The sequence below is a fragment of the Streptomyces sp. SCSIO 30461 genome, from assembly GCF_037023745.1.
GTDB lineage: Bacteria > Actinomycetota > Actinomycetes > Streptomycetales > Streptomycetaceae > Streptomyces.
Map to the genome: position 1 here is coordinate 7,882,656 of NZ_CP146101.1, position 18,786 is coordinate 7,901,441.

The window sequence follows — 18,786 nt, forward strand, 5'->3', positions numbered from 1 at the left end:
CCTCGGTGTCGAGCGTGCTGCCCACCGGGCGAGGTGCGCAAGGATTACGGGACAGCCCTTACCCCGGCGTGACCAGCCTCGCCTCGTACGCGAACACCGCCGCCTGTGTGCGGTCCCGGAGCCCCAGCTTCACCAGGATCCGGCTGACATGCGTCTTGATCGTGGACTCGGCGACCACCAGGTGCGAGGCGATCTCGGCGTTCGACAGGCCCTGGGCGATCAGCACCAGCACCTCCGTCTCGCGCTCCGTCAGATCGCCGATCCGAGCCATCGCCGGAAGCCGGGGCGAGGTGGAGATCCGGGAGAACTCCGTGATCAGACGGCGGGTGACGGTCGGCGCGAGCAGTGCCTCACCCGCCGCCACGACCCGTACCCCGTCCGCGAGCTGCCGTGCCGACGCGTCCTTGAGCAGGAAACCGGAGGCTCCGGCACGCAGGGCCTGGTAGACGTACTCGTCCAGGTCGAATGTGGTGAGGACCAGCACCTTCGCGTCGGAGTCCGCCGCCACGATCTCGCGGGTGGCCTCGATGCCGTTGAGCTCCGGCATACGGATGTCCATCAGAACGACGTCCGGGCGCAGGGCCGCGACCTGTGCGACCGCCTCGCGGCCGTTGACCGCCTCGCCGATGACCTCGATGTCCGGCATCGCGTTCAGCAGCACCGAGAAGCCCTCGCGGACCATCGCCTGGTCGTCCACGATCAGTACGCGGATCCCTGTCCCGGCAGTGGTGCTGTTCATGCGGACTCGTCCTTCGCGACGGGGAGGTACGCAGCGACTTCGTAGCCGCCGTCGTCGGCGGGACCTGCGGTCATCTCGCCGTTCAGCATCGTGACCCGCTCCCGCATCCCGGTGAGACCGTGGCCCGAGCCAGGCGAGGGCTTGCCCAGCCGGTCGGCGGGGCCGTTGACGACGCGCACGCCCAGACCTCCCAGCACATACGAGACCTCGACCTTGGCCGAGGCACCGGGCGCGTGCCGGAGCACGTTGCTCAGCGCCTCCTGGATGATCCGGTACGCGGAGAGCTCCACGCCCTGCGGCAGCTCGCGCACCGCGCCGGTGATCGCGAGCCCCACTTCGAGGCCCGCTTCACGGACGTTGCCGATCAGACCACCGAGGTCGGCGAGCGTCGGCTGCGGGGCGTCCGGAGCCTCGTAGTCCTCGGCCCGTACGACGCCGAGTACGCGGCGCAGCTCGGTGAGCGCGGCCACCGCGTTCTCGCGAATGGTGGCGAAAGCCTGCTCAAGCTCCGGGGGCGGGTTCTCCACCCGGTAGGGCGCCGCCTCCGCCTGGATGGCGACCACCGACATATGGTGCGCCACCACGTCGTGCAGCTCGCGGGCGATGGTGGTGCGCTCCTCCAGCAGGGTGCGCCGGTCACGTTCGACGGCGGTCACGCTCTGCTGTACGGCGACCTCCTCGCGGGCCTGACGCCGCACGTGCCACAAGGTCACGACGAGCAGGGACATCGCGGAGACGAACATCATCGGCACGGTGTTGGCCCCGTAGTAGCCGCCCGGGCTCAGCACCGCACTGGCGAACGTGCCGTACACACCCGTGAGCAACCACATCCAGGCGGCGGTGCGCGGCCGGGTCCTGAAGGCGACGACCGTGATCACCGTCAGATGAGCGATGAACGACGGTATCGACCAGGGCCAGTCGCCCCAGCCCGAGACGACCAGGGAGACGAACGGGGTGGAGGCGAGCGACAGCCAGAAGGCGGCCACCGGCCTGATCAGCGTCAGCAGCACGGCTGCCGCGGGTATGAGGAGCACGAGTACGTTCAGGTCACCGCGGTCCTCGTACGGGTCCGCGGCCACGCCGTAGCCGCCGGTCACCACGAGGAACGCGGCGAAGGCCACCAGGGCGTGCCTGATCCAGACCGCCCAGTCGCCCAACCGCTTACCGGGGAGGCGGCGGATCACCGGGCCGTTCCTGCCGAGCGGTGGCAGGGGCCGGTAGGCGAGGACGTCATGGGCGAGGTCCTCGCGCAGCCCCTGGAGCAGGCCCTTGGCCAGGCGTATCTCGGGGCTGCGGTCTCCGGCGCTCTCGGCCTCGGGGCGCGGGAGGCGCTGGGTGGTCTGCGAATCGGTCACGTCCGCCAAGGTACGGGGACACGCGGGCGGGGTCGTCACCTGCGATGCGGATCCTTTCGCGTCCGTCCCAGGTACTACGCGGCGGACCGACCGGATCACGAACCGTCCACCAGGCCGTTCCACCGGCGCCCCACCGGGCCGTTCCACCAGTGCCCCGGGAGGCGTGCCGATGGGCGGACTACCACGCGAGCTGGGCGATCTCCTCCGCGACCACGGCGCACGCGTCCGACGCCGGGTCGATCAGCGGGAAGTGCCCGACCTCTTCGAGGAGCGTGAAGCCGACCGTCTCGCCTGCCTTCGCCGCGGCGTCGGCATACGCCTCGGCGACGGCAGGTGGGACGACGGTGTCCGTACGGCCCTGGACGATGGTCGTCGCGATCCCGGTGGGCAGCAGTGCTGCCGGATCCGCGCAGGTCAGCCGCTCTTCGAAGTGCTCGCCCGGGCCCAGGAGCTGCTGCACGGCCCCGCCGCAGACGTCGAGCTCGGCCGCCCGCCGCAGATCCGCGATGGGCGCGAGCGCAACGACTCCGCGCAGTTCGGGCGGCCCCGCGAGCCGCCAGCCGGCCGGTGCTCCGCCGGGCAGCACATGCCGAGCGGCGGCCCACAGCGCCAGATGGCCGCCCGCGGAGTGGCCGGTGATGACGGTCCGCCGCGGGTCCGCCTGCGGCAGCGCGGCGGCGACCATGCGGGGCAGCGCATCCAGCGCCGCGGCGATGTCGCCGAACGTGTCCGGCCAGCGTCCGGCCACCGGCCCGCCGGCGGCGGCGTCGACATCGCGCTGCTGGGGCAGGGCGGCGCCTCTGCGGTACTCGACGTTGGCGACGGCGAAGCCGCGCCGGGCGAGGAAGTCGGCGAACGGGGTCGCATGCTGCCGGTCGTACGGCGCCCGCCACGCCCCACCGTGCAGCACCACGACCAGGGGCGCCAGATCCCGGCCGTCGCGGGGGGAGTAGAAGTCGACCTTCTGGTCCGGGTGCTCGCCGTACGCGGCGGTGGCGTCGGGAGCGACGGCCGGATGCGACAGGGCCGAGCTCTCCTCGGCGGCGTCACGGGCGGCGGCCTCACGGGCGGCCTTGTCGCGGGGAGTCGCGTCGCGTCCGGCGTCGTCCGGGGCGGGGTCCGGCATGGCGCTCCAACCTTTCGGTACGGGGCCGAACCGAGTCGGCCAGCCGGGACGGTACCAGTCCGCCGGACCGGGGTCCCGTCCCGGCGATCTTCGCGGGGTCCGTGCCCCCACCGGACACGTGGTCGCCCAACGGCGGGGTTCGGCCCTCGTCACCGGCGTGTTCGGAGGGCTCAGGCAACGCCGTCGCCCGGGCACCGACGCGGCACCGCCGGCGAAGCCCGCGGCGACACACCAGGCCGGGGAGTGCGCCGCACGGGCCGCGGTACGTTGCCTGCCCCGGTACGTGGCCGACCGTGTACCGGGGCAGGCCCCTGTACACGGCCCCCAGCGCATGGCCCACCAGCACATGGCCCACCCCGATACGGGCTCACCCCGCACCGGCCGCGCCGGGCAGGGCGGGCCCGCACCGCTCGAACGGTGCGAGCCCGCACCCCTCAGTCGCGCGGCGCCGCCGGGACCTCCGCCAGCACGTCCGCCAGCACCCGCGCCGCCCGCTCGACGTCCGCGAAGCCGACGTACAGCGGGGTGAAGCCGAAGCGCAGCACATCAGGACGGCGCAGATCGCCGACCACGCCGCGTTCGATCAGTGCCTTCATCACGGCGGGGGCCTCCGCACAGGACAGCGCGACCTGGCTGCCCCGCTCCGCATGGGCGCGCGGAGTCAGCGAAGTGACCCTGCCATCGGGCGCGTACGCCTCGACGCACTCCAGGAAGAAGTCGGTCAGGGCCAGCGACTTGGCCCGCACCGCCGCCACCCGGACCCCGTCCCAGACGTCGAGCGCCGACTCCAGCGCCAGCATCGAGAGGATGTCCGGCGTGCCGACCCGGCCGCGCGGCGCGCCGTCAGCCGCCGTGTAGCCGGCGGCCATGGCGAACGGGTCGGCGTGCGAGTTCCAGCCGGGCAGCGGGGAGTCGAAGCGCGCCTGGTGCCGCTCGGCGACATACAGATACGCGGGCGAGCCGGGCCCGCCGTTGAGGTACTTGTAGGTGCAGCCGACCGCGAGGTCCACGCCGTGCTCGTCCAGCCCGACGGGCAGCGCGCCCGCGCTGTGGCACAGATCCCAGACCGCCAGCGCGCCCGCGTCGTGGACGGCTGCCGTGAGGGACGGCAGATCGTGCAGCCGGCCGGTGCGGAAGTCCACGTGGTTGATGAGCGCCGCCGCCGTACGGGGCCCGAGCGCGGCGGGCAGCTCGGTCGGGGACACCGGTACCAGCCGACGCCCGGTCAGCCGGGCGGCGGACTCGGCGATATAGCCGTCCGTGGGGAAGGTGGTGGCATCGACCACGATCTCGTCGCGGGCGTCGTCCGCGACCATCCGCACCGCCGCGACCACGGCCTTGAAGACGTTGACGCTGGTGGAGTCACCCACCACGATCCGGCCTGGCGCCGCGCCGACGAGCGGGGCGATCCGGTCGCCGATCCGCTCGGGCGCCGTCCACCAGCCGCTCTCTTCCCAGGAGCGGATGCGCAGCTCTCCCCACTCGCGGCTGATGACATCGGCCAGCCGGGCGGGTACATGACGGGGCAGGGCGCCCAACGAGTTCCCGTCCAGGTAGACCGTGCCGTCGTCGAGGGCGAACAGCTTTCGCCGCTCGGCCAGTTCGTCCGCCGCGTCCAGCTCGGCGGCCTTGTCCATGAACGTCGCCTCAGACATGGCTGCGCGCCGTCCACAGCTCAGGGAACACACTCTTGGCCGCGCGCTTCTCCAGCCAGGCGACCCCGGCAGAACCACCGGTCCCCGCCTTGGCACCCATGGCCCTGCGCGTGGCCACGAGGTGGTCGTTGCGCCATCGCCACACCAGCTCGCCGACATCGGTCAGCGCCTCACCGAGGCGTACCAGCTCGTCGTTCTGGTCCGCGCCTTCGTACACGGACGCCCACACCCGCTCGACCTCGGGCGACGACTCGTAGCGCAGCGCGAGGTCCCGGTCGAGCACATCCCGCGGCACGGGCAGTCCGCGGCGCGCCAGCAGCCGCAGCACCTCGTCATACAGGCTCGGCTCGTGCAGTGCCTTCTCCAGCTCGGCGTGCACACGCGGGGCGCCGCGGTGCGGGACCAGCATCGAGGCCGACTTCTCGCCGAGCAGGAACTCCATGCGCCGGTACATCGCCGACTGGAAGCCCGAACCCTCGCCGAGGGCGCTGCGGTAGGCGTTGAACTGCACGGGGGTGAGCTGGGCGAGCGGGCGCCAGGACGCGTTCAGCGCGTCCAACTCGCGCACGGACCGCTTGAGCGCGTCCATCGCGACGGGCAGGTCGTCGCGACGCAGGGCGTGGGTCGCGGTCTCCCACTCGTGGACGATGACGGTGAACCACAACTCCATCACCTGCGTGGTAACCAGGAAGACCATCTCGCCCGGGTCGTCGGACCGAAGGTGCTGGAGGTGGGTGAGGACATCGGCCTGGACGTAGTCCTCATAGGGGGTGGTGCCCGCGAAGTCGAGATTCGGGGTGACCGAACCGGCTCCGGAGGCATCGGGATACTGCGACATCGCTGTCTCCTGACACATGTGTCCGGGTAGCGGTCCGCCCCTTCCTCGGTGGTCTCGGAGCCCCGGTCCCCTGCGGGCATCATAAACACGGGTCCCAGGGGTAACGCGAGGGGCGAGCACCTCGAAGGTGCCCGCCCCGTTCACTACCCGCTGGTACGAACCCGCTGGTCAGCCAGGTGGCCTCGCCGACAGGCCGGTCCCGGGTCAGCCCAGCGTCTGCGCCGCGGTCTCGGAGGACTCACGCAGGAACGTGGAGCAGCGCTCGTACTCCTCCTGCTCGCCTACGGCCTGGGCGGCACGGGCAAGCGCGTGCAGGGCACGCAGGAACCCGCGGTTCGGATCGTGCTCCCACGGCACAGGGCCGTGCCCCTTCCAGCCGTTGCGGCGCAGGGCGTCGAGACCCCGGTGGTAGCCGGTGCGGGCATAGGCGTAGGACTCGACGGGCCGCCCCGCCTCGAACGCGTCATCGGCGAGCTGCGCCCAGGCGAGCGAGGACGCCGGGTACTTCGCGGCGACATCGGTGGGCGCGGTGCCCGCGGCGAGCAGCTCCCTGGGCTCCGGGTCGTCGGGAAGCAGGGTGGGGGGCGGTCCCCCGAGCAGGTTTTCGTGGATGGACATGGCTTCAGTGTCACAGAACCGGGGACCGGTCCGCGCCGGCCCTGCTCAGCAGCCCCCAGCCCTGCTCGTCGGCGGCCGCGTCAGCCCTGCTCGTCGGCAGCCCGCGTCAGTCCTGCTCGTCAGCGGTCCCCCGCACCCGGCCGCGCTCCACCGGACCCACCACAGGGCTCTCCAGAGTGGGCGCCCCGACCCCGCACTGCACCCGGCACTCGGGATGGCAGCACGGCAGTGCCGGGCGGCGCACCAGCGTGAAGGCGAGCAGCGCGCCCAGCACCAGCACACCCGCGCACAACGGCATCGCCCGGCGGAAGGTCGCCGCGAACTCCTCCGGTACGCGGTACGCCTCCGGCCCCATGCCGACCAGCAGTGGCAGCGCGGCCACCGCCAGCAGGCCCGCGGCGCGGGCGGCGGCGTTGTTGATGCCACTCGCGATCCCGGCGCGTGCGGTGTCCACGGAAGCCAGCACCGTCGCGGTCAGCGGAGCCACCAGGGTGACCATGCCGAGGCCCAGCACCAGCGTGGCCGGCAGCACGTCCGTGGGATACGAGGCGGCCGGGCCGACCCGCAGCATCAGCAGCACGCCGGCAGCGCAGACCAGCGGGCCGACCGTGAGCGGAATACGGGGGCCGATGCGTTCGCCCAGCGCGCCCGAGCGGGCGGAGAGGGTGAGCATCAGCAGGGTGGTGGGGAGCAGCGCGGTACCGGCGGCGAGTGCCGAGTAACCCGCGACGACCTGAAGCTGGAGGGCCGCCAGGAAGAAGAAGCCGCTGAAGGCCGCGTACACGCACAGGGTGACCAGGTTGACTGCGGTGAACTGACGCGAGGAGAAGATCGACAGCGGCAGCATCGGCTCGGCACGGCGCCGCTCCACGGCCACGAAGGCGACCCCGGCCATCACTCCGGCCGCACCCGCCCACCAGGACATGTCGATGAGCCCGTACGTCACCAGCGCGAGGCTGAGCGCACCGAGCACCGCCCCGAGCACATCGAACCGGCCGTGGGCTCCCGGGTCCCTCGACTCGGGGACATGCCGCAGCGCGACGGGCAGGCATACGGCGGCCAGCGGGACGTTCAGCAGGAACACCCAGCGCCAGCCGGGGCCGTCGACCAGCCAGCCGCCGACGAACGGCCCCACGGCCGCGCCGACCCCGCCGAAACCTGACCACAGGCCGACGGCGCGGGCCCGGTCGTCCGGGTGGAAACTGGCCTGGATCAGCGCCAGCGACCCCGGGGTGAGCAGAGCGCCGCCGACGCCCTGGAGGGCCCGCGCGACGATCAGCAGCGTGGCGTTCGGCGCGAGCCCGCACATCAGCGAGGCGAGCGCGAACCACGCCACGCCGATCACGAACACCCGCCGCCTGCCGTAGCGGTCCCCGAGCGCCCCGCCCAGCAGGATCAGTCCGGCGAGGGTCAGCATGTAGGCGTTGACCGTCCACTGGAGCCCGGCCAGGTCGGCACCGAGGTCGTCACCGATGTGCGGGAGCGCGACATTCACGACGGTGGAGTCCAGCATCGCCATGCTGGACCCGAGGACGGTCGTCAGGACCACCCAGCGGCCGGTGGCCGTGCTGAGCCGGATGTCCATGTGGCAAGCCTAAGGGCCCGGCACGATGGGCCTCGGGCAGAGGTACCCGCACACGGCACGCGCCCCCAATGCGAACCCGGGTACCGCGGCGGATACGAGTCCCCCGTGTGCCGCACCCGCGGTGCCGCCGCCACAGAGCGCCCGGAAGCCTCAGGTCAGCCTGGTCAGAGCCCTGACCAGCGCGTCCGCGCCGGACTCCACCTTGCTCCGCGGGCATCCCACATTGATGCGGAGGAAGCCGTCCGCCCCGTACACCGCCCCCCGCATCATCGCCACGCCCTCTCGCTCTATCAGCTCGCGTTGGAGGATCTCATCGCTCACTCCCAGCGCCCGCAGGTCGATCCACGCCAGATAGCCGGCCTGCGGCGGAGTCCAGCGCAGCACCGGGAAGGCATCGCTCAGCCGCTCGGCGAGCAGGCTCAGGTTCCCGGCGACATAGTCGCGTGCCGCGTCCAGCCACGGCCCGCCCTGCCGGTAGGCCGCGACATGCGCCGTGAGCGAGAGCACCGACGGGGAGGCCAGCCCCTCCCCGCCCTCCATGCGGCTGGTGAACGCCGCGCGCTCCCCGGGGTCGCCGATGACCCCGTACGAGCCGTTCAGTGCCGGGAAGTTGAACGCCTTGGAGGCGGAGCTGATCAGCGCCCAGCGCCCGTCGCCCCCGGCGAACCGCGTCCATGGCAGATGCCGGTGCCCGTCATGGACGAAGTCGGCGTGGATCTCGTCGCTGATCACGGCGACTCCGTGGGCCGCCGCCAGCCGGGCCGTCTCCACCAGCTCGGACTCCGTCCACACCAGGCCGGTCGGATTGTGGGGCGAGCACAGGACCAGCACTTTCGTGTCGGGGCGTCCCAGTTCCCGCTCCAGCGCCACGGCATCCCCCAGCGGCACCCCGCGGAGCTCCCGGCCGAGCCCTGTCACCGCCTTGCGGAAGCCGTCATATGTCGGGGTGTGCACGACCACCCCGTCGCCGGGTCGCGTCCACATCCGCAGCAACTGGGACAGCTGGTTGAGCACGGAGGGCCCGTACACGATCCGCTCCGGGTCGATCACGGTGCCGTGGCGGATCTCGTACCAGTCCCGTATCGCCTCGCGGAACTCGCTGAGACGCCAGTCCGTGTAGCCGAACACCCCGTGCGCGAGCCGTTCCCTCAGTGCGTCCAGCACGGGCGGCGCTGACGGAAAGTCCATGTCGGAGATCGTGAACGGCAGCAACCCGTCCGCACCGAAGCGGTCGGCGACGCCGTCCCACTGGACGCATGCGGTGCCCCGGCGGTCGATCGGCGTGTCGAAGTCGTATGTCGTCGCCATCGTCATGGCCCCTCCCTGATTCCCCGTCTTCCCCGGACAGGGCGAAGGCCCGGCACCGTCCCTGCGAACGGTGCCGGGCCTCTCCCACTGCCTACTTGAGCTTCGTGCCCGCGGAGCGCAGCGCCTGGCAGGCCTCCACGACACGCGCGGCCATGCCGGCCTCGGCCGCCTTGCCCCAGCTGCGCGGGTCGTAGGTCTTCTTCGAGCCGACCTCGCCGTCGACCTTCAGCACACCGTCGTAGTTCTTGAACATGTGGTCAGCGACGGGACGGGTGAAGGCGTACTGGGTGTCGGTGTCCAGGTTCATCTTCACCACACCGTTCTCCAGCGCGGTGGCGATCTCCTCGACCGTGGAGCCGGAGCCGCCGTGGAAGACGAAGTCGAACGGGGCAGAGTCGGCCGGCTTGCCGAACTTCGCCGCCACACCGGCCTGGAGGTCCTTGAGCAGCTCGGGGCGGAGCACCACGTTGCCCGGCTTGTAGACACCGTGGACGTTTCCGAAGGACGCGGCCAGCAGGTAGCGGCCCTGCTCACCCAGACCCAGGGCTTCGGCGGTGCGGATGGCGTCCTCGACGGTGGTGTAGAGCTCGTCGTTGATCTCGTGGGTGACGCCGTCCTCCTCTCCGCCGGTCGGGGTGATCTCGACCTCAAGGATGATCTTGGCGGCTGCCGCCCGGGGCAGCAGCTCCTGGGCGATGGCCAGGTTGTCGGCCAGGGTCTCGGCGGAACCGTCCCACATGTGGGACTGGAACAGCGGAGCCTGCCCGTTGGCGACGCGCTGCTCGGAGATGGCAAGCAGCGGACGGACATAGCTGTCCAGCTTGTCCTTGGGGCAGTGGTCGGTGTGCAGCGCGATGTTGACGTCGTACTTCGCGGCGACGATGTGGGCGAACTCGGCGAGGGCGACGGCGCCGGTCACCATGTCCTTGTTGTGCTGGCCGCCGAGGAACTCCGCGCCACCGGTGGAAATCTGGACGATGCCGTCGCTCTCGGCCTCAGCGAAACCGCGCAGCGCAGCGTGCAGGGTCTGGGACGAGGTGACGTTGATGGCCGGGTAGGCGAACTTGCCTGCCTTCGCCCGGTCGAGCATCTCGTTGTAGACCTCGGGGGTTGCGATGGGCATCTGTCCGCTCCTTGTGATGTGCGGTGTGCGTTGCTAGGCCCTGACCTGGGGGGCGACGTCATCGTCGCACCTATCTTTCCAGACGCCCACGGGGAGTCCCAGGGTCCTGCGGAGAAGGGGCAGGCGTTTCACGTGAAACCTCCCGGAACCGATGGACCTCGCGGAACCATGCGGAATCCCGCGGAACCATGCGGAACCGCGCGGAGCCCCGTGAAGCGCCCGCCCATCGGCACATCAGCCCAGGCCGAGGTCAGTCAGCTGGAAACCGGTCAGATAGGGCAGCCCGGCCTCCGCGATGGCTCCGGCCGCACCCCGGTCCACGATCGTGGCCACCGCGACCACCTCGCCACCTGCCTCACGGACAGCCTCGACGGCGGTGAGCGGGGAGCCACCGGTGGTGGAGGTGTCCTCGACCACCAGGCAGCGGCGGCCCTTGACGTCGGCGCCCTCGATACGGCGCTGCATACCGTGGGTCTTCTGGGCCTTCCGTACGACGAAGGCGTCCAGCCGCCCACCGCGCGCGGCCGAGGCGTGCAGCATCGAGGTCGCCACCGGGTCGGCGCCCAGGGTCAGACCGCCGACACAGTCGTAGTCCAGCTCCTTGGTCAGATCGAGCATCACCTGACCGACCATCGGCGCGGCCTCGCCGTCCAGCGTGATCCGGCGAAGGTCGATGTAGTAGTCGGCCTCACGACCCGACGAAAGGGTCACCTTGCCGTGCACCACGGCCTTGTCCTTGATCTGCCGGAGCAGCTCAGCACGTACGTCAGTCATGGTCACGAGCTTAGGGCCTCTCGTTTGGATCTTGCCGGGCTCCGTCGGAGGCCTACCCGAGCCTCCGCCATGCCCAGGTCGCGGACATCTCCAGCGGGTCGACGGGCGTGACGAGACGGGGATCGGTGTTCAGCCCGTTCGGGGGGCCGGACTGGGGCTCCACACAGACGGCCTCAGGCTGCTCGTCGTAGACCACGACCCACGGCGACCTGCTGGTGACCTTGAGTTCAAGGCGCTCGGGCCAGGTGATCGTGACATCGACGCCGTCGGTCATACCGAAGCAGTCGTCCCACGGCCCGGGGGCGGGTCCGATCCTGCGGCCGGTGGGCAGATGGTCGTCGCCACGCTCCTCCTGCCAATCGGGGGTGAACGTGAGCTGCGCGTCCTTGCCGTCGGGAAACGGGTTGCGCAGGAACCAGGGGTGCCAGCCGGCCTGGGCGGGGAACGAGTCGTCGTAGGTCTCCACACCGAGCCGAAGCGTGAGGGAGTCCTCGGCCAGCTCGAAGATCTGGGTGACCCGTCCGGTGTACGGCCAGGGCTCGGCGAGGTCGTAGGTGAACGCGGCGGTGGTGGGCGTCACTCCCGGCGCGAGGCGCCAGACCGAGTCGCGGCCGGTGCCGTGGATGGCGTGCGGCGGGGAATTCAGCGGCAACTGATGGACGGTCGCACCGTTGCGGAACCGGCCGTCCCTCGTCCTGCCGCAGAACGGCACCATGGGGAAGCAGCCATAGCGCTCGCCCTGCCGGAGAAGCTCGGTCCCCGCGATCCGCAGACTGCTGATCCGGCAGCCGTTCAGGGGGGCCACGGTCAGCTCGACATCTCCGGCGCTGAGCCGGACGTGCTCTTCACTACTCACACCCCGACACTACTGGCCTGCTACCGCCTGCGCCGCAGGGCGCGTCCGACAACCACCGCCGATGCGATGGCGATTGCCGCCGCGGGTGCGATCCAGCGCAGCGCCCCGGCCGATGCCGCGGACTGGGGCGGGGGCATGGGCGCGTAACGGCCGCGCGGGGGTGCGTGGTCGACCTCCTCCGCGCTGCGCCCGATCATCGTGCGCCGGGCGTGGGCCGCCTCTGCGGGGGGTTCACCGACGACCGCGAACTCGTCCTGCGCCAGGGGGTCCAGGGCCGAGGGAGGTACCTCGGCGTCGAAGAGGGAACTGCCGTTCACGCCGTTCGTACCGGTGCCGCCATTCGTATCGCTGCCGTCGCTCGCACCGCTGCCGCCCTTCGCCCCGTTCACGCCGTTCGTACCGGTGCCGCCATTCGTATCGCTGCCGTCGCTCGCACCGCTGCCGCCCTTCGCCCCGTTCACGCCGTTCACGCCGTTCTCGGCGCCACTCGCCTCGTCGGCGCCGGCCGCGCCCTCGGCCCACAGGCCCTCATCGGCGGTGTCCTGGGCCCCGTCCCCGTCCGTCGGCCCGGTAGGTTCCGCCGCCGCATCGGCCGCCGCGGAAGACGGGCCGCCGCGCGCCAGCAGCGTGAGCCCCGAGGCGAAACGCTCCAGCAGACGAATCGCCGTCTGCGCGGTCGCCTCCCGCGGCAACCCGGCCAGGCGGCCCTCCGCGTGCGAGGTGCCACTGAAGCCGAGGGTCGTACCGCCCTCGACCGGGGTGAGCCGCAGGGTGAGCACGAGCTTCACGGCACCGGAGCCGCGTGCCTCGATACCCTCGCCCTCGATGGCGAAGTCGCCGCCCGACCGCTCGGCGATCCGCAACTCCCCGCGATAGGTGATCGTGTGGCTGCCCACCCGGACCCGCAGACGGCCCGTGAGGGGGCCCGCCGAAGCGTCGGCGTCACGTTGCAGACCGGGCACACAGCGCGCGACGCGTGCCGGGTCGGCCAGCGTCTGACGGAGGGCCTCTGCCGGAACCGGTACGAACACCTCATGCTCCATGGAAACCGAGCCTACTCAGCCCTGGCCCGCAGGTCGCCGTTCTCGCGTCGTCAATCCGTGTAGCGGGGGTGCAGCAGTGTCGACGGCAGGACGCCGTCAGGCCGCTCCCCGACCAGGCTCACCGTGCCCGGCCCGAGCACCGGCCGCCCCGCCACCGGGCTCCCCGCCGCACCGTCCCCCGCCGACGCCAGCGCCGACGCCGACGCCGTAGGCGGAGCATCGGTCGCCGCCGCCAGCACAAGACCGCGTCCCGGCAGCCCCCGCACCCGGTACGGCACCGTCGCGAGACCCGCCGAGCGCATGGTGGCCTCCACCGTCCAGTACGTACGGGAGCCGTCCGCGAGCGGTCCGGCGTTCACCGCCATCCGCCCGCCCGCGGCCAGCGCTGCGGACGCGAGCCCGTAGAACTCCTGCGAATACAGCTTCGTGCCGACTGTGGTCAGCGGCGCCGGCAGGTCCGCGACGACCACGTCGTACGCACCGGTCCGCGCGGTACGCAGCCAGTCGAAGGCGTCCGCACACGCCACCCGCAGCCGCTGATCGCGGTACACGTGCCCGTTCAGCGCACTGAGCGCCGGATTCGTACGGGCCAGCCGGATCATCCCGGGGTCCCGCTCCACCAGGGTCACCGTGCGCACCCCCGCGTACCGCAGCAGTTCGCGGGCCACCAGCCCGTCGCCGCCGCCGAGGACCAGCACCCGCGCGTGCGGGCCACGCATCGCCTCGCGCACCAGAGCCTGCTGATAGCGCCCCGCGTCCCGGCCGCTCGCCCGCAGATGCCCGTCCAGGAACAGGTCCGGCGGGCCCTTGGGCGTGCCGGTCAGCACGACCTCCTGCATACCGGTGCGCACGGCGACCCGCACCGGCTCCCCGTAGAACGCCCGGCGTGCAGCCGACTCGAACTCCCCGGCGAGCGCGGTGGTCGTGGCGAGCAGCACCAGCACCGTCGCATTGGTCACCAGCACCCAGCCGCGGGCGCGTACCGACAGGTCGTTTCGGAACAGCCACAGCACCAGCACCCCGCCCGCCACCACGTTGACCGCGCCGGTCAGCAGGGCGCCGGTGAGCTGCCCGAGCCAGGGCAGGAGGAGGAAGGGGAAGGCGAGACCGCCGACCAGGGCGCCCACATAGTCGGCGGCGAACAGGTCGGCGACCGTGCCCACCGCATCCTGGTCGGCCTGTTCTGCCCGCTCGGCCCGCTCCTGCTGTGCGTGCTGCTCGTGTCGGTCGTGTCGGTCGTGTCGGTCATGGCAGGTGGCGTGCCGGGAAGCCCGCTGGATCAGCGACATCAGCAGCGGGATCTCGGCCCCGATCAGCACCCCGATCGCCAGCGAGAAAACCACCAGCGCGGGCCGTGCCTCACCGAACCAGGCGAACGCCCCGTACAGCACCAGGGCAGAGCTGCCGCCGATCAACGCCAGCGCCGCCTCCACCAGGGCGAAGCCGACCGCCGCATGGCAGCGCAGCCGCTTGGCGAGCAGCGAACCGAGGCCCATCGCGAAGACCATCACGGACAGGACCACGGATGCCTGGGTGACCGAGTCACCGCCCACATACGAGGCGAGCGCGACCAGTTCGAGTTCGTACACCAGCCCGCAGGCGGCGCAGACGAAGACCACGAGGAGAACCGGGAACCGGCCGGGACCGGTACGGACGGACCCGCGTGCCGGCGCCGCGCCGTGCGGCTTCAGCGGCCCACCGAGCGGCGGTCCCGCCCCGCCCCCGAGCGATCGCTCGCCGCTGTGCGGCAGTACGGCGGGCGGCGCTGGCGACGGCGGGTCGGTCATGGCGTAACGCTACGTCACATCGATATGTACATCTTGTCACCCACACGGATGCAATTGCCGCAAAATGCCGCTCCGGTGGGTGAAATCAGAGTGCGGCGGGCACGCGTGCGCCCACCCTGGTACGCGTCACCACCAACTGCCCCTCCTGGGGATATGCGTGCCAGGTACGCCATCGCACCTGCCCGTCGAGCCGCTGCGCCACCATCGCGGTGAAGGCGTGCGGTGAGCCGGGGAACGTACCCGCAAGACCGTTCGGATGGTCGGCGACCAGCGAAAGCAACTCCTGTGCGCGGCCCGCGAACGAGCCCTGCGACAGGGTCTCGACATGTGCCGCGAACTGGTACTCCCACCCGCCGATCCGTTTGGCCACGCCGAGCGGCAGCGGGGTGCTGCTGCCGGGGATGCAGGCCACGGTCTCGGAGCAGACACCCTGCTCCTCTTCGAGCAGCACCTGGTGCGAGGCACCGAGCAGCCGTAACTGCATCTTCGCACCCGCCAGTTCGAGATCCAGCACGGCGAGGGCGGGCAGCGGTTCCCGACCCAGCGCCCACGCCAGATCGGCTGCGCGGGTGTCGGTGTAGGACGTCTTCAGGGTCGTGAGCATGGGTCGGCTCCGCAGACACGCGTAACGGGTTGACGGGCGGTCCTGGACGCCCCGGAGCAGGCACAGGGGTAAGGGACCGCCTGCTCGGCGCCCCGCTTCAGGGCTCGAGGGCTGGAGGTTCTCCACAGCGAGGGAAGCATGAGGTGCGCGCCGGTCACAGGGCTTTTACCCAACCGGGCCCGGATTCCATCCCCCCGGGGGCCTTACTGTTCAACTGTTCAACCGAATTGCATCCCGAACGTCAATGTGACGACGCCCGGGTGGGATTGAACCTCACCCGGACGCATGTTCCGCGCATCCATGTCATCCGCATGTGCCGCTCAGCTGCCGCCTCCGCCGCAGCCACCGCCACCGCCACAGGACGACGAGGAACCGCAGGACGAACCCCCGCCGCACGAAGAGCCACCACCGTCGCTCGACGCCCACCAGGAACCGGAGCCGCTGCCGCCACCGCGGCCACGACGCGCGCCGCTCCCACCACGGCCCGCCCTCGAGCGGGATGCCGCCACGACGACGAACACCACGAAAATCCCGATGAGAACGATGACTACCGTCAACATCGTCACCTCCCCGTTGCTTCCTCGCTCCTGCTTGCTCTGTACGTGACAGGGGGATGCCCCCGGCCCCAGGCAGCCAAAGCAGACTTGAGGAAGTCCAGAGGTTCCCCGTCTCAGCAGCTCTCAGCAGTTCCTCAGGCACACGGCGCGCCTCAGCACGTCTCAGACGTCTCAGAACAGGTCCGAGCGCGTCTCAGCGGAGTCGGCCGCCCGCCTCCACCAGCCGTTCCACGGCCTGCCGGATCGACGTCTCGCTTCTGCAGAACGAGAACCGCACCAGCCATGACGGGGCATCGGCTCCGACATAGAACGCCGAGGTCGGGATAGCCACCACTCCGGCGCGCTCCGGCAGTTCCCGGCAGAAGCGGACACCGTCGTCGTAGCCCCACGGCCGCACGTCCGCCTGCACGAAGTAGCCGGCCTCCGCGCGCAGCGGACGCAACCCGGCGCGGGTCAGACCGGCGCCGAGCAGATCGCGGTTCCCCCGCAGGGACTCGCGCAGGCCCGCCGCCCAGCCCTCCACCGAGCCCAGCGCCCTCGCGATGGCCTCCTGGTACGGGGTGCCCGAGGCGTACGTCAGGAACTGCTTGGCCGAATTCACCGCCGTGACCAGGGGCGCCGGCCCGCAGACCCAACCGACCTTCCAACCGGTCACGTTGAACGTCTTGCCCGCGGACGAGACCACCAGCGTGCGCTCGCGCATACCGGGCAGCGCCGCGATGGGCCGATGCCGCGCCCCATCGGCGTACACCAAGTGCTCGTACACCTCGTCCGTGACGACGGTCAGCGAGCGCTCGACGCACAGCGCGGCGATCGCCTCCAACTCGTCGTCCGTGAACACCTTGCCCGTCGGGTTGTGCGGGCTGTTCAGCAGCAGCACCCTGGTCCGGTCCGTCACGGCGGCGCGCAGGGCATCCGGGTCGAGCGCGAAACCGCCCCCGTCCCCGCCTCCGTCCAGGGTCAGCGGGACAGGGACCAGCCTGGCGCCGGCCAGCCGCGCGTCCGCCGCGTAGGCGTCGTAGCAGGGGTCGAAGGCAATGACCTCGTCTCCCGGGTCGCACAGCGCGAGCAGCGCGGCGGCGAGTGCTTCGGTGGCACCGGTCGTCACGAGCACCTCGCCGTCGGGCCGGTAGTCGAGACCGTAACGCCGCAGCTGATGGGTGGCTACGGCCTCGCGCAGGGCCGGGAAACCGACGGCGGGCGGGTACTGGTTGCTGCCCGCCAGCACCGCGTCCGACACGTCCTTGAGCAGTTCGGCGGGGCTGTCCAGCTCCGGGACCCCCTGGCCGAGGTTCACGGCGCCGGTGCGCCGCGCCAGCTCCGTCATCTCGGTGAAGACCGACGTCCCCATGCCCCGCACCCGCGCCGCGGGATCCCCACGCACCGTACGCACCCCCGTCGATCAAGACCAGTAAGGCCGGCCGAGTCCAGCGGCCCACCAGCCTAAGGGCTGTCCCGTAAGACGTCACCGGGCCGCCACCCGGATGGGTGCTCCGGGCTCGCGCACAGCCCCTGCGCCGCTGAGGGTCGGGGTGACTGGCCGATCACGCGCGCACGGAGGTGTCCCCTGTCCGCCGAGACGTTCGACGAGGCGTCAGACGCGTCAGTCGATGCCCAGCCCGCGGCGCCTGCCCGTGCCACCGCCCGGACTGCTCCCCGCCGACGCGCGGCGCTGCACAGGGCCGCTCCCGCGCTGGGGCTGTTCGCGGCGGCACGACTGACGGGCATGGGTCTGATGGCCCTGTGGGCGTGGCACATCGGCAAGTCTCCGAGGTTGTTGCTGGCCACCTCCTGGGACTCCGACTGGTACAGCAGGATCGCCGCCCACGGCTATGGCCGCACGCTGCACTGGCCAGACGGCGCCGTGCAGTCCGATCTGGCGTTCTTCCCGCTCTATCCCGGGCTGATTCGGTCCCTGACCGCCGTGCTGCCGGTGTCCGGGGGCACGGCGGGGCTGATGCTGTCCTGGACGGCTGCCGGAGCCGCGGCCTGGGGTGTGTACGCCCTGATCGAACGGCTCTACGACCGACGGCTGGCGACCCTGGTCGTGGTGCTGTGGGGCCTGCTGCCGCACTCGATCGTGCTGACCATGGCGTACACCGAGCCGCTGCTTGCCGCGTTCGCCGCCTGGTCGCTCTACGCCCTGGTGACGGGGCGTCCGCTGTGGGCGGGCTCGCTGGCCGCGCTGGCTGGGCTGACCCGCCCGAACGGAATCGCGGTCGGGGCGGCGGTGTGCGCGGTGGTCGCGTACCGGCTGTTCACCCACGGAAGGCGCGCGGACGGCGGAAGCAGCGGCATGGGTGGGGGGGCTGTCTGGCGGCTGTGGGCCGGGGCGGCACTGGCCCCGGCCGGCTGGATGGGCTATCTGCTGTGGGTGGGACTGCGCACGGGCGACCCGGTCGGCGGCTACTTCACCGTGCAGAGCGGCTGGACGTCGCGCTTCGACCTGGGGGCAGGGGCGCTGCAGGTGGTGCGGTCGATGGTGACCGCACCCACGTTCTTCGGCTTCCCGATGGCACTGGTCATCACCTGCGCCGGGGTACTGCTGTTGGTGCTGTTCCTGCTGGAGCGGCCCGCGCTGCCGCTGGTCGTCTACACCGCGGTGCTGGTGCTGATCACGGTCGGCGGCTCGGGCTTCTTCGAGTCCAAACCGCGTTTCCTGCTGCCCGCGTTCCCGCTGCTGCTCCCGCTGGCACTGGCCCTGACCCGGGCACGGCCAAGGGCGGCGATCACGGTGATCGCCGCCCTTGCCGGCATGTCGTTCGCCTATGGGACCTATCTGCTGACGCTGGCCCCACTGGCGCTGTGACGCGGTGCT

Annotated in this window: 16 protein-coding genes; 1 reads left to right on the forward strand and 15 read right to left on the reverse strand. The window is 71.5% G+C overall.

Going from position 1 to position 18,786, the window contains the following annotated elements; all coding sequences use genetic code 11:
- Positions 1-58: 58 nt before the first annotated feature.
- The 15 genes from V1460_RS35360 to V1460_RS35430 all read right to left on the reverse strand — a co-directional run bounded on the left by V1460_RS35360 (position 59) and on the right by V1460_RS35430 (position 17,319).
- Entirely contained in the window at positions 59-739 is a 681-nt protein-coding gene (locus V1460_RS35360) for a response regulator transcription factor (RefSeq protein ID WP_338677670.1), read from the reverse strand.
- On the reverse strand, positions 736-2,103 hold the full coding sequence (locus tag V1460_RS35365; RefSeq protein ID WP_407077655.1) for a sensor histidine kinase: 1,368 nt from the start codon (positions 2,101-2,103) through the stop codon (positions 736-738). Before V1460_RS35365 ends, V1460_RS35360 begins: the two co-directional genes overlap by 4 nt.
- A gap of 169 nt (positions 2,104-2,272) precedes the next feature.
- Positions 2,273-3,220, reverse strand: a complete 948-nt coding sequence (locus V1460_RS35370; protein WP_338677672.1) for an alpha/beta hydrolase — start codon at positions 3,218-3,220, stop codon at positions 2,273-2,275.
- Between the two features lie 434 nt (positions 3,221-3,654).
- On the reverse strand, positions 3,655-4,875 hold the full coding sequence (gene kynU / locus V1460_RS35375; protein WP_338677673.1) for a kynureninase: 1,221 nt from the start codon (positions 4,873-4,875) through the stop codon (positions 3,655-3,657).
- Positions 4,868-5,713 (reverse strand): tryptophan 2,3-dioxygenase family protein, encoded by an 846-nt coding sequence (locus V1460_RS35380; RefSeq protein ID WP_338677675.1) that lies wholly within the window; start codon positions 5,711-5,713, stop codon positions 4,868-4,870. Before V1460_RS35380 ends, kynU begins: the two co-directional genes overlap by 8 nt.
- Before the next feature lie 204 nt (positions 5,714-5,917).
- Positions 5,918-6,331, reverse strand: coding sequence for a DUF3151 domain-containing protein (locus V1460_RS35385; RefSeq protein WP_338677676.1), 414 nt, complete (start codon positions 6,329-6,331; stop codon positions 5,918-5,920).
- A 106-nt stretch (positions 6,332-6,437) separates the two neighbouring features.
- A complete protein-coding gene (locus V1460_RS35390) occupies positions 6,438-7,916 on the reverse strand; it encodes an MFS transporter (RefSeq protein ID WP_338677677.1) in 1,479 nt (492 codons plus the stop codon).
- A 150-nt stretch (positions 7,917-8,066) separates the two neighbouring features.
- Complete coding sequence (locus V1460_RS35395; RefSeq protein WP_338678360.1) at positions 8,067-9,224, reverse strand: MalY/PatB family protein; 1,158 nt, start codon at positions 9,222-9,224, stop codon at positions 8,067-8,069.
- A 91-nt stretch (positions 9,225-9,315) separates the two neighbouring features.
- The gene (fbaA, locus tag V1460_RS35400) at positions 9,316-10,347 is read right to left on the reverse strand and encodes a class II fructose-bisphosphate aldolase (protein ID WP_338677678.1); all 1,032 of its coding nucleotides are present in this window, start codon (positions 10,345-10,347) and stop codon (positions 9,316-9,318) included.
- A 234-nt stretch (positions 10,348-10,581) separates the two neighbouring features.
- Complete coding sequence (pyrE, locus tag V1460_RS35405; RefSeq protein ID WP_338677679.1) at positions 10,582-11,121, reverse strand: orotate phosphoribosyltransferase; 540 nt, start codon at positions 11,119-11,121, stop codon at positions 10,582-10,584.
- A 52-nt stretch (positions 11,122-11,173) separates the two neighbouring features.
- Complete coding sequence (locus tag V1460_RS35410) at positions 11,174-11,977, reverse strand: aldose 1-epimerase (protein ID WP_338677680.1); 804 nt, start codon at positions 11,975-11,977, stop codon at positions 11,174-11,176.
- Positions 11,978-11,997: 20 nt separating this feature from the next.
- Complete coding sequence (locus V1460_RS35415) at positions 11,998-13,020, reverse strand: SRPBCC family protein (protein WP_338677682.1); 1,023 nt, start codon at positions 13,018-13,020, stop codon at positions 11,998-12,000.
- A 50-nt stretch (positions 13,021-13,070) separates the two neighbouring features.
- Positions 13,071-14,807, reverse strand: coding sequence for a fused MFS/spermidine synthase (locus V1460_RS35420; protein WP_338677683.1), 1,737 nt, complete (start codon positions 14,805-14,807; stop codon positions 13,071-13,073).
- A gap of 85 nt (positions 14,808-14,892) precedes the next feature.
- Entirely contained in the window at positions 14,893-15,411 is a 519-nt protein-coding gene (locus V1460_RS35425; protein WP_338677684.1) for a DUF2617 family protein, read from the reverse strand.
- Between the two features lie 750 nt (positions 15,412-16,161).
- Entirely contained in the window at positions 16,162-17,319 is a 1,158-nt protein-coding gene (locus V1460_RS35430) for an aminotransferase class I/II-fold pyridoxal phosphate-dependent enzyme (protein ID WP_338677685.1), read from the reverse strand.
- Positions 17,320-17,694: 375 nt separating this feature from the next.
- On the opposite strand from V1460_RS35430, the gene V1460_RS35435 reads away from it, so the two are divergent.
- The gene (locus V1460_RS35435) at positions 17,695-18,777 is read left to right on the forward strand and encodes a hypothetical protein (protein WP_338677686.1); all 1,083 of its coding nucleotides are present in this window, start codon (positions 17,695-17,697) and stop codon (positions 18,775-18,777) included.
- Positions 18,778-18,786 lie beyond the last annotated feature (9 nt).

Bases quoted from the DNA above. Each gene is read 5' to 3' on its own strand.
- V1460_RS35360 (WP_338677670.1), bottom strand. From the start codon at position 739: ATGAACAGCACCACTGCCGGGACAGGGATCCGCGTACTGATCGTGGAC.
- V1460_RS35370 (WP_338677672.1), bottom strand. From the start codon at position 3,220: ATGCCGGACCCCGCCCCGGACGACGCCGGACGCGACGCGACTCCCCGC.
- kynU (WP_338677673.1), bottom strand. From the start codon at position 4,875: ATGTCTGAGGCGACGTTCATGGACAAGGCCGCCGAGCTGGACGCGGCG.
- V1460_RS35380 (WP_338677675.1), bottom strand. From the start codon at position 5,713: ATGTCGCAGTATCCCGATGCCTCCGGAGCCGGTTCGGTCACCCCGAAT.
- V1460_RS35385 (WP_338677676.1), bottom strand. From the start codon at position 6,331: ATGTCCATCCACGAAAACCTGCTCGGGGGACCGCCCCCCACCCTGCTT.
- V1460_RS35390 (WP_338677677.1), bottom strand. From the start codon at position 7,916: ATGGACATCCGGCTCAGCACGGCCACCGGCCGCTGGGTGGTCCTGACG.
- V1460_RS35395 (WP_338678360.1), bottom strand. From the start codon at position 9,224: ATGGCGACGACATACGACTTCGACACGCCGATCGACCGCCGGGGCACC.
- fbaA (WP_338677678.1), bottom strand. From the start codon at position 10,347: ATGCCCATCGCAACCCCCGAGGTCTACAACGAGATGCTCGACCGGGCG.
- pyrE (WP_338677679.1), bottom strand. From the start codon at position 11,121: ATGACTGACGTACGTGCTGAGCTGCTCCGGCAGATCAAGGACAAGGCC.
- V1460_RS35415 (WP_338677682.1), bottom strand. From the start codon at position 13,020: ATGGAGCATGAGGTGTTCGTACCGGTTCCGGCAGAGGCCCTCCGTCAG.
- V1460_RS35420 (WP_338677683.1), bottom strand. From the start codon at position 14,807: ATGACCGACCCGCCGTCGCCAGCGCCGCCCGCCGTACTGCCGCACAGC.
- V1460_RS35425 (WP_338677684.1), bottom strand. From the start codon at position 15,411: ATGCTCACGACCCTGAAGACGTCCTACACCGACACCCGCGCAGCCGAT.
- V1460_RS35430 (WP_338677685.1), bottom strand. From the start codon at position 17,319: ATGGGGACGTCGGTCTTCACCGAGATGACGGAGCTGGCGCGGCGCACC.
- V1460_RS35435 (WP_338677686.1), top strand. From the start codon at position 17,695: ATGGGTCTGATGGCCCTGTGGGCGTGGCACATCGGCAAGTCTCCGAGG.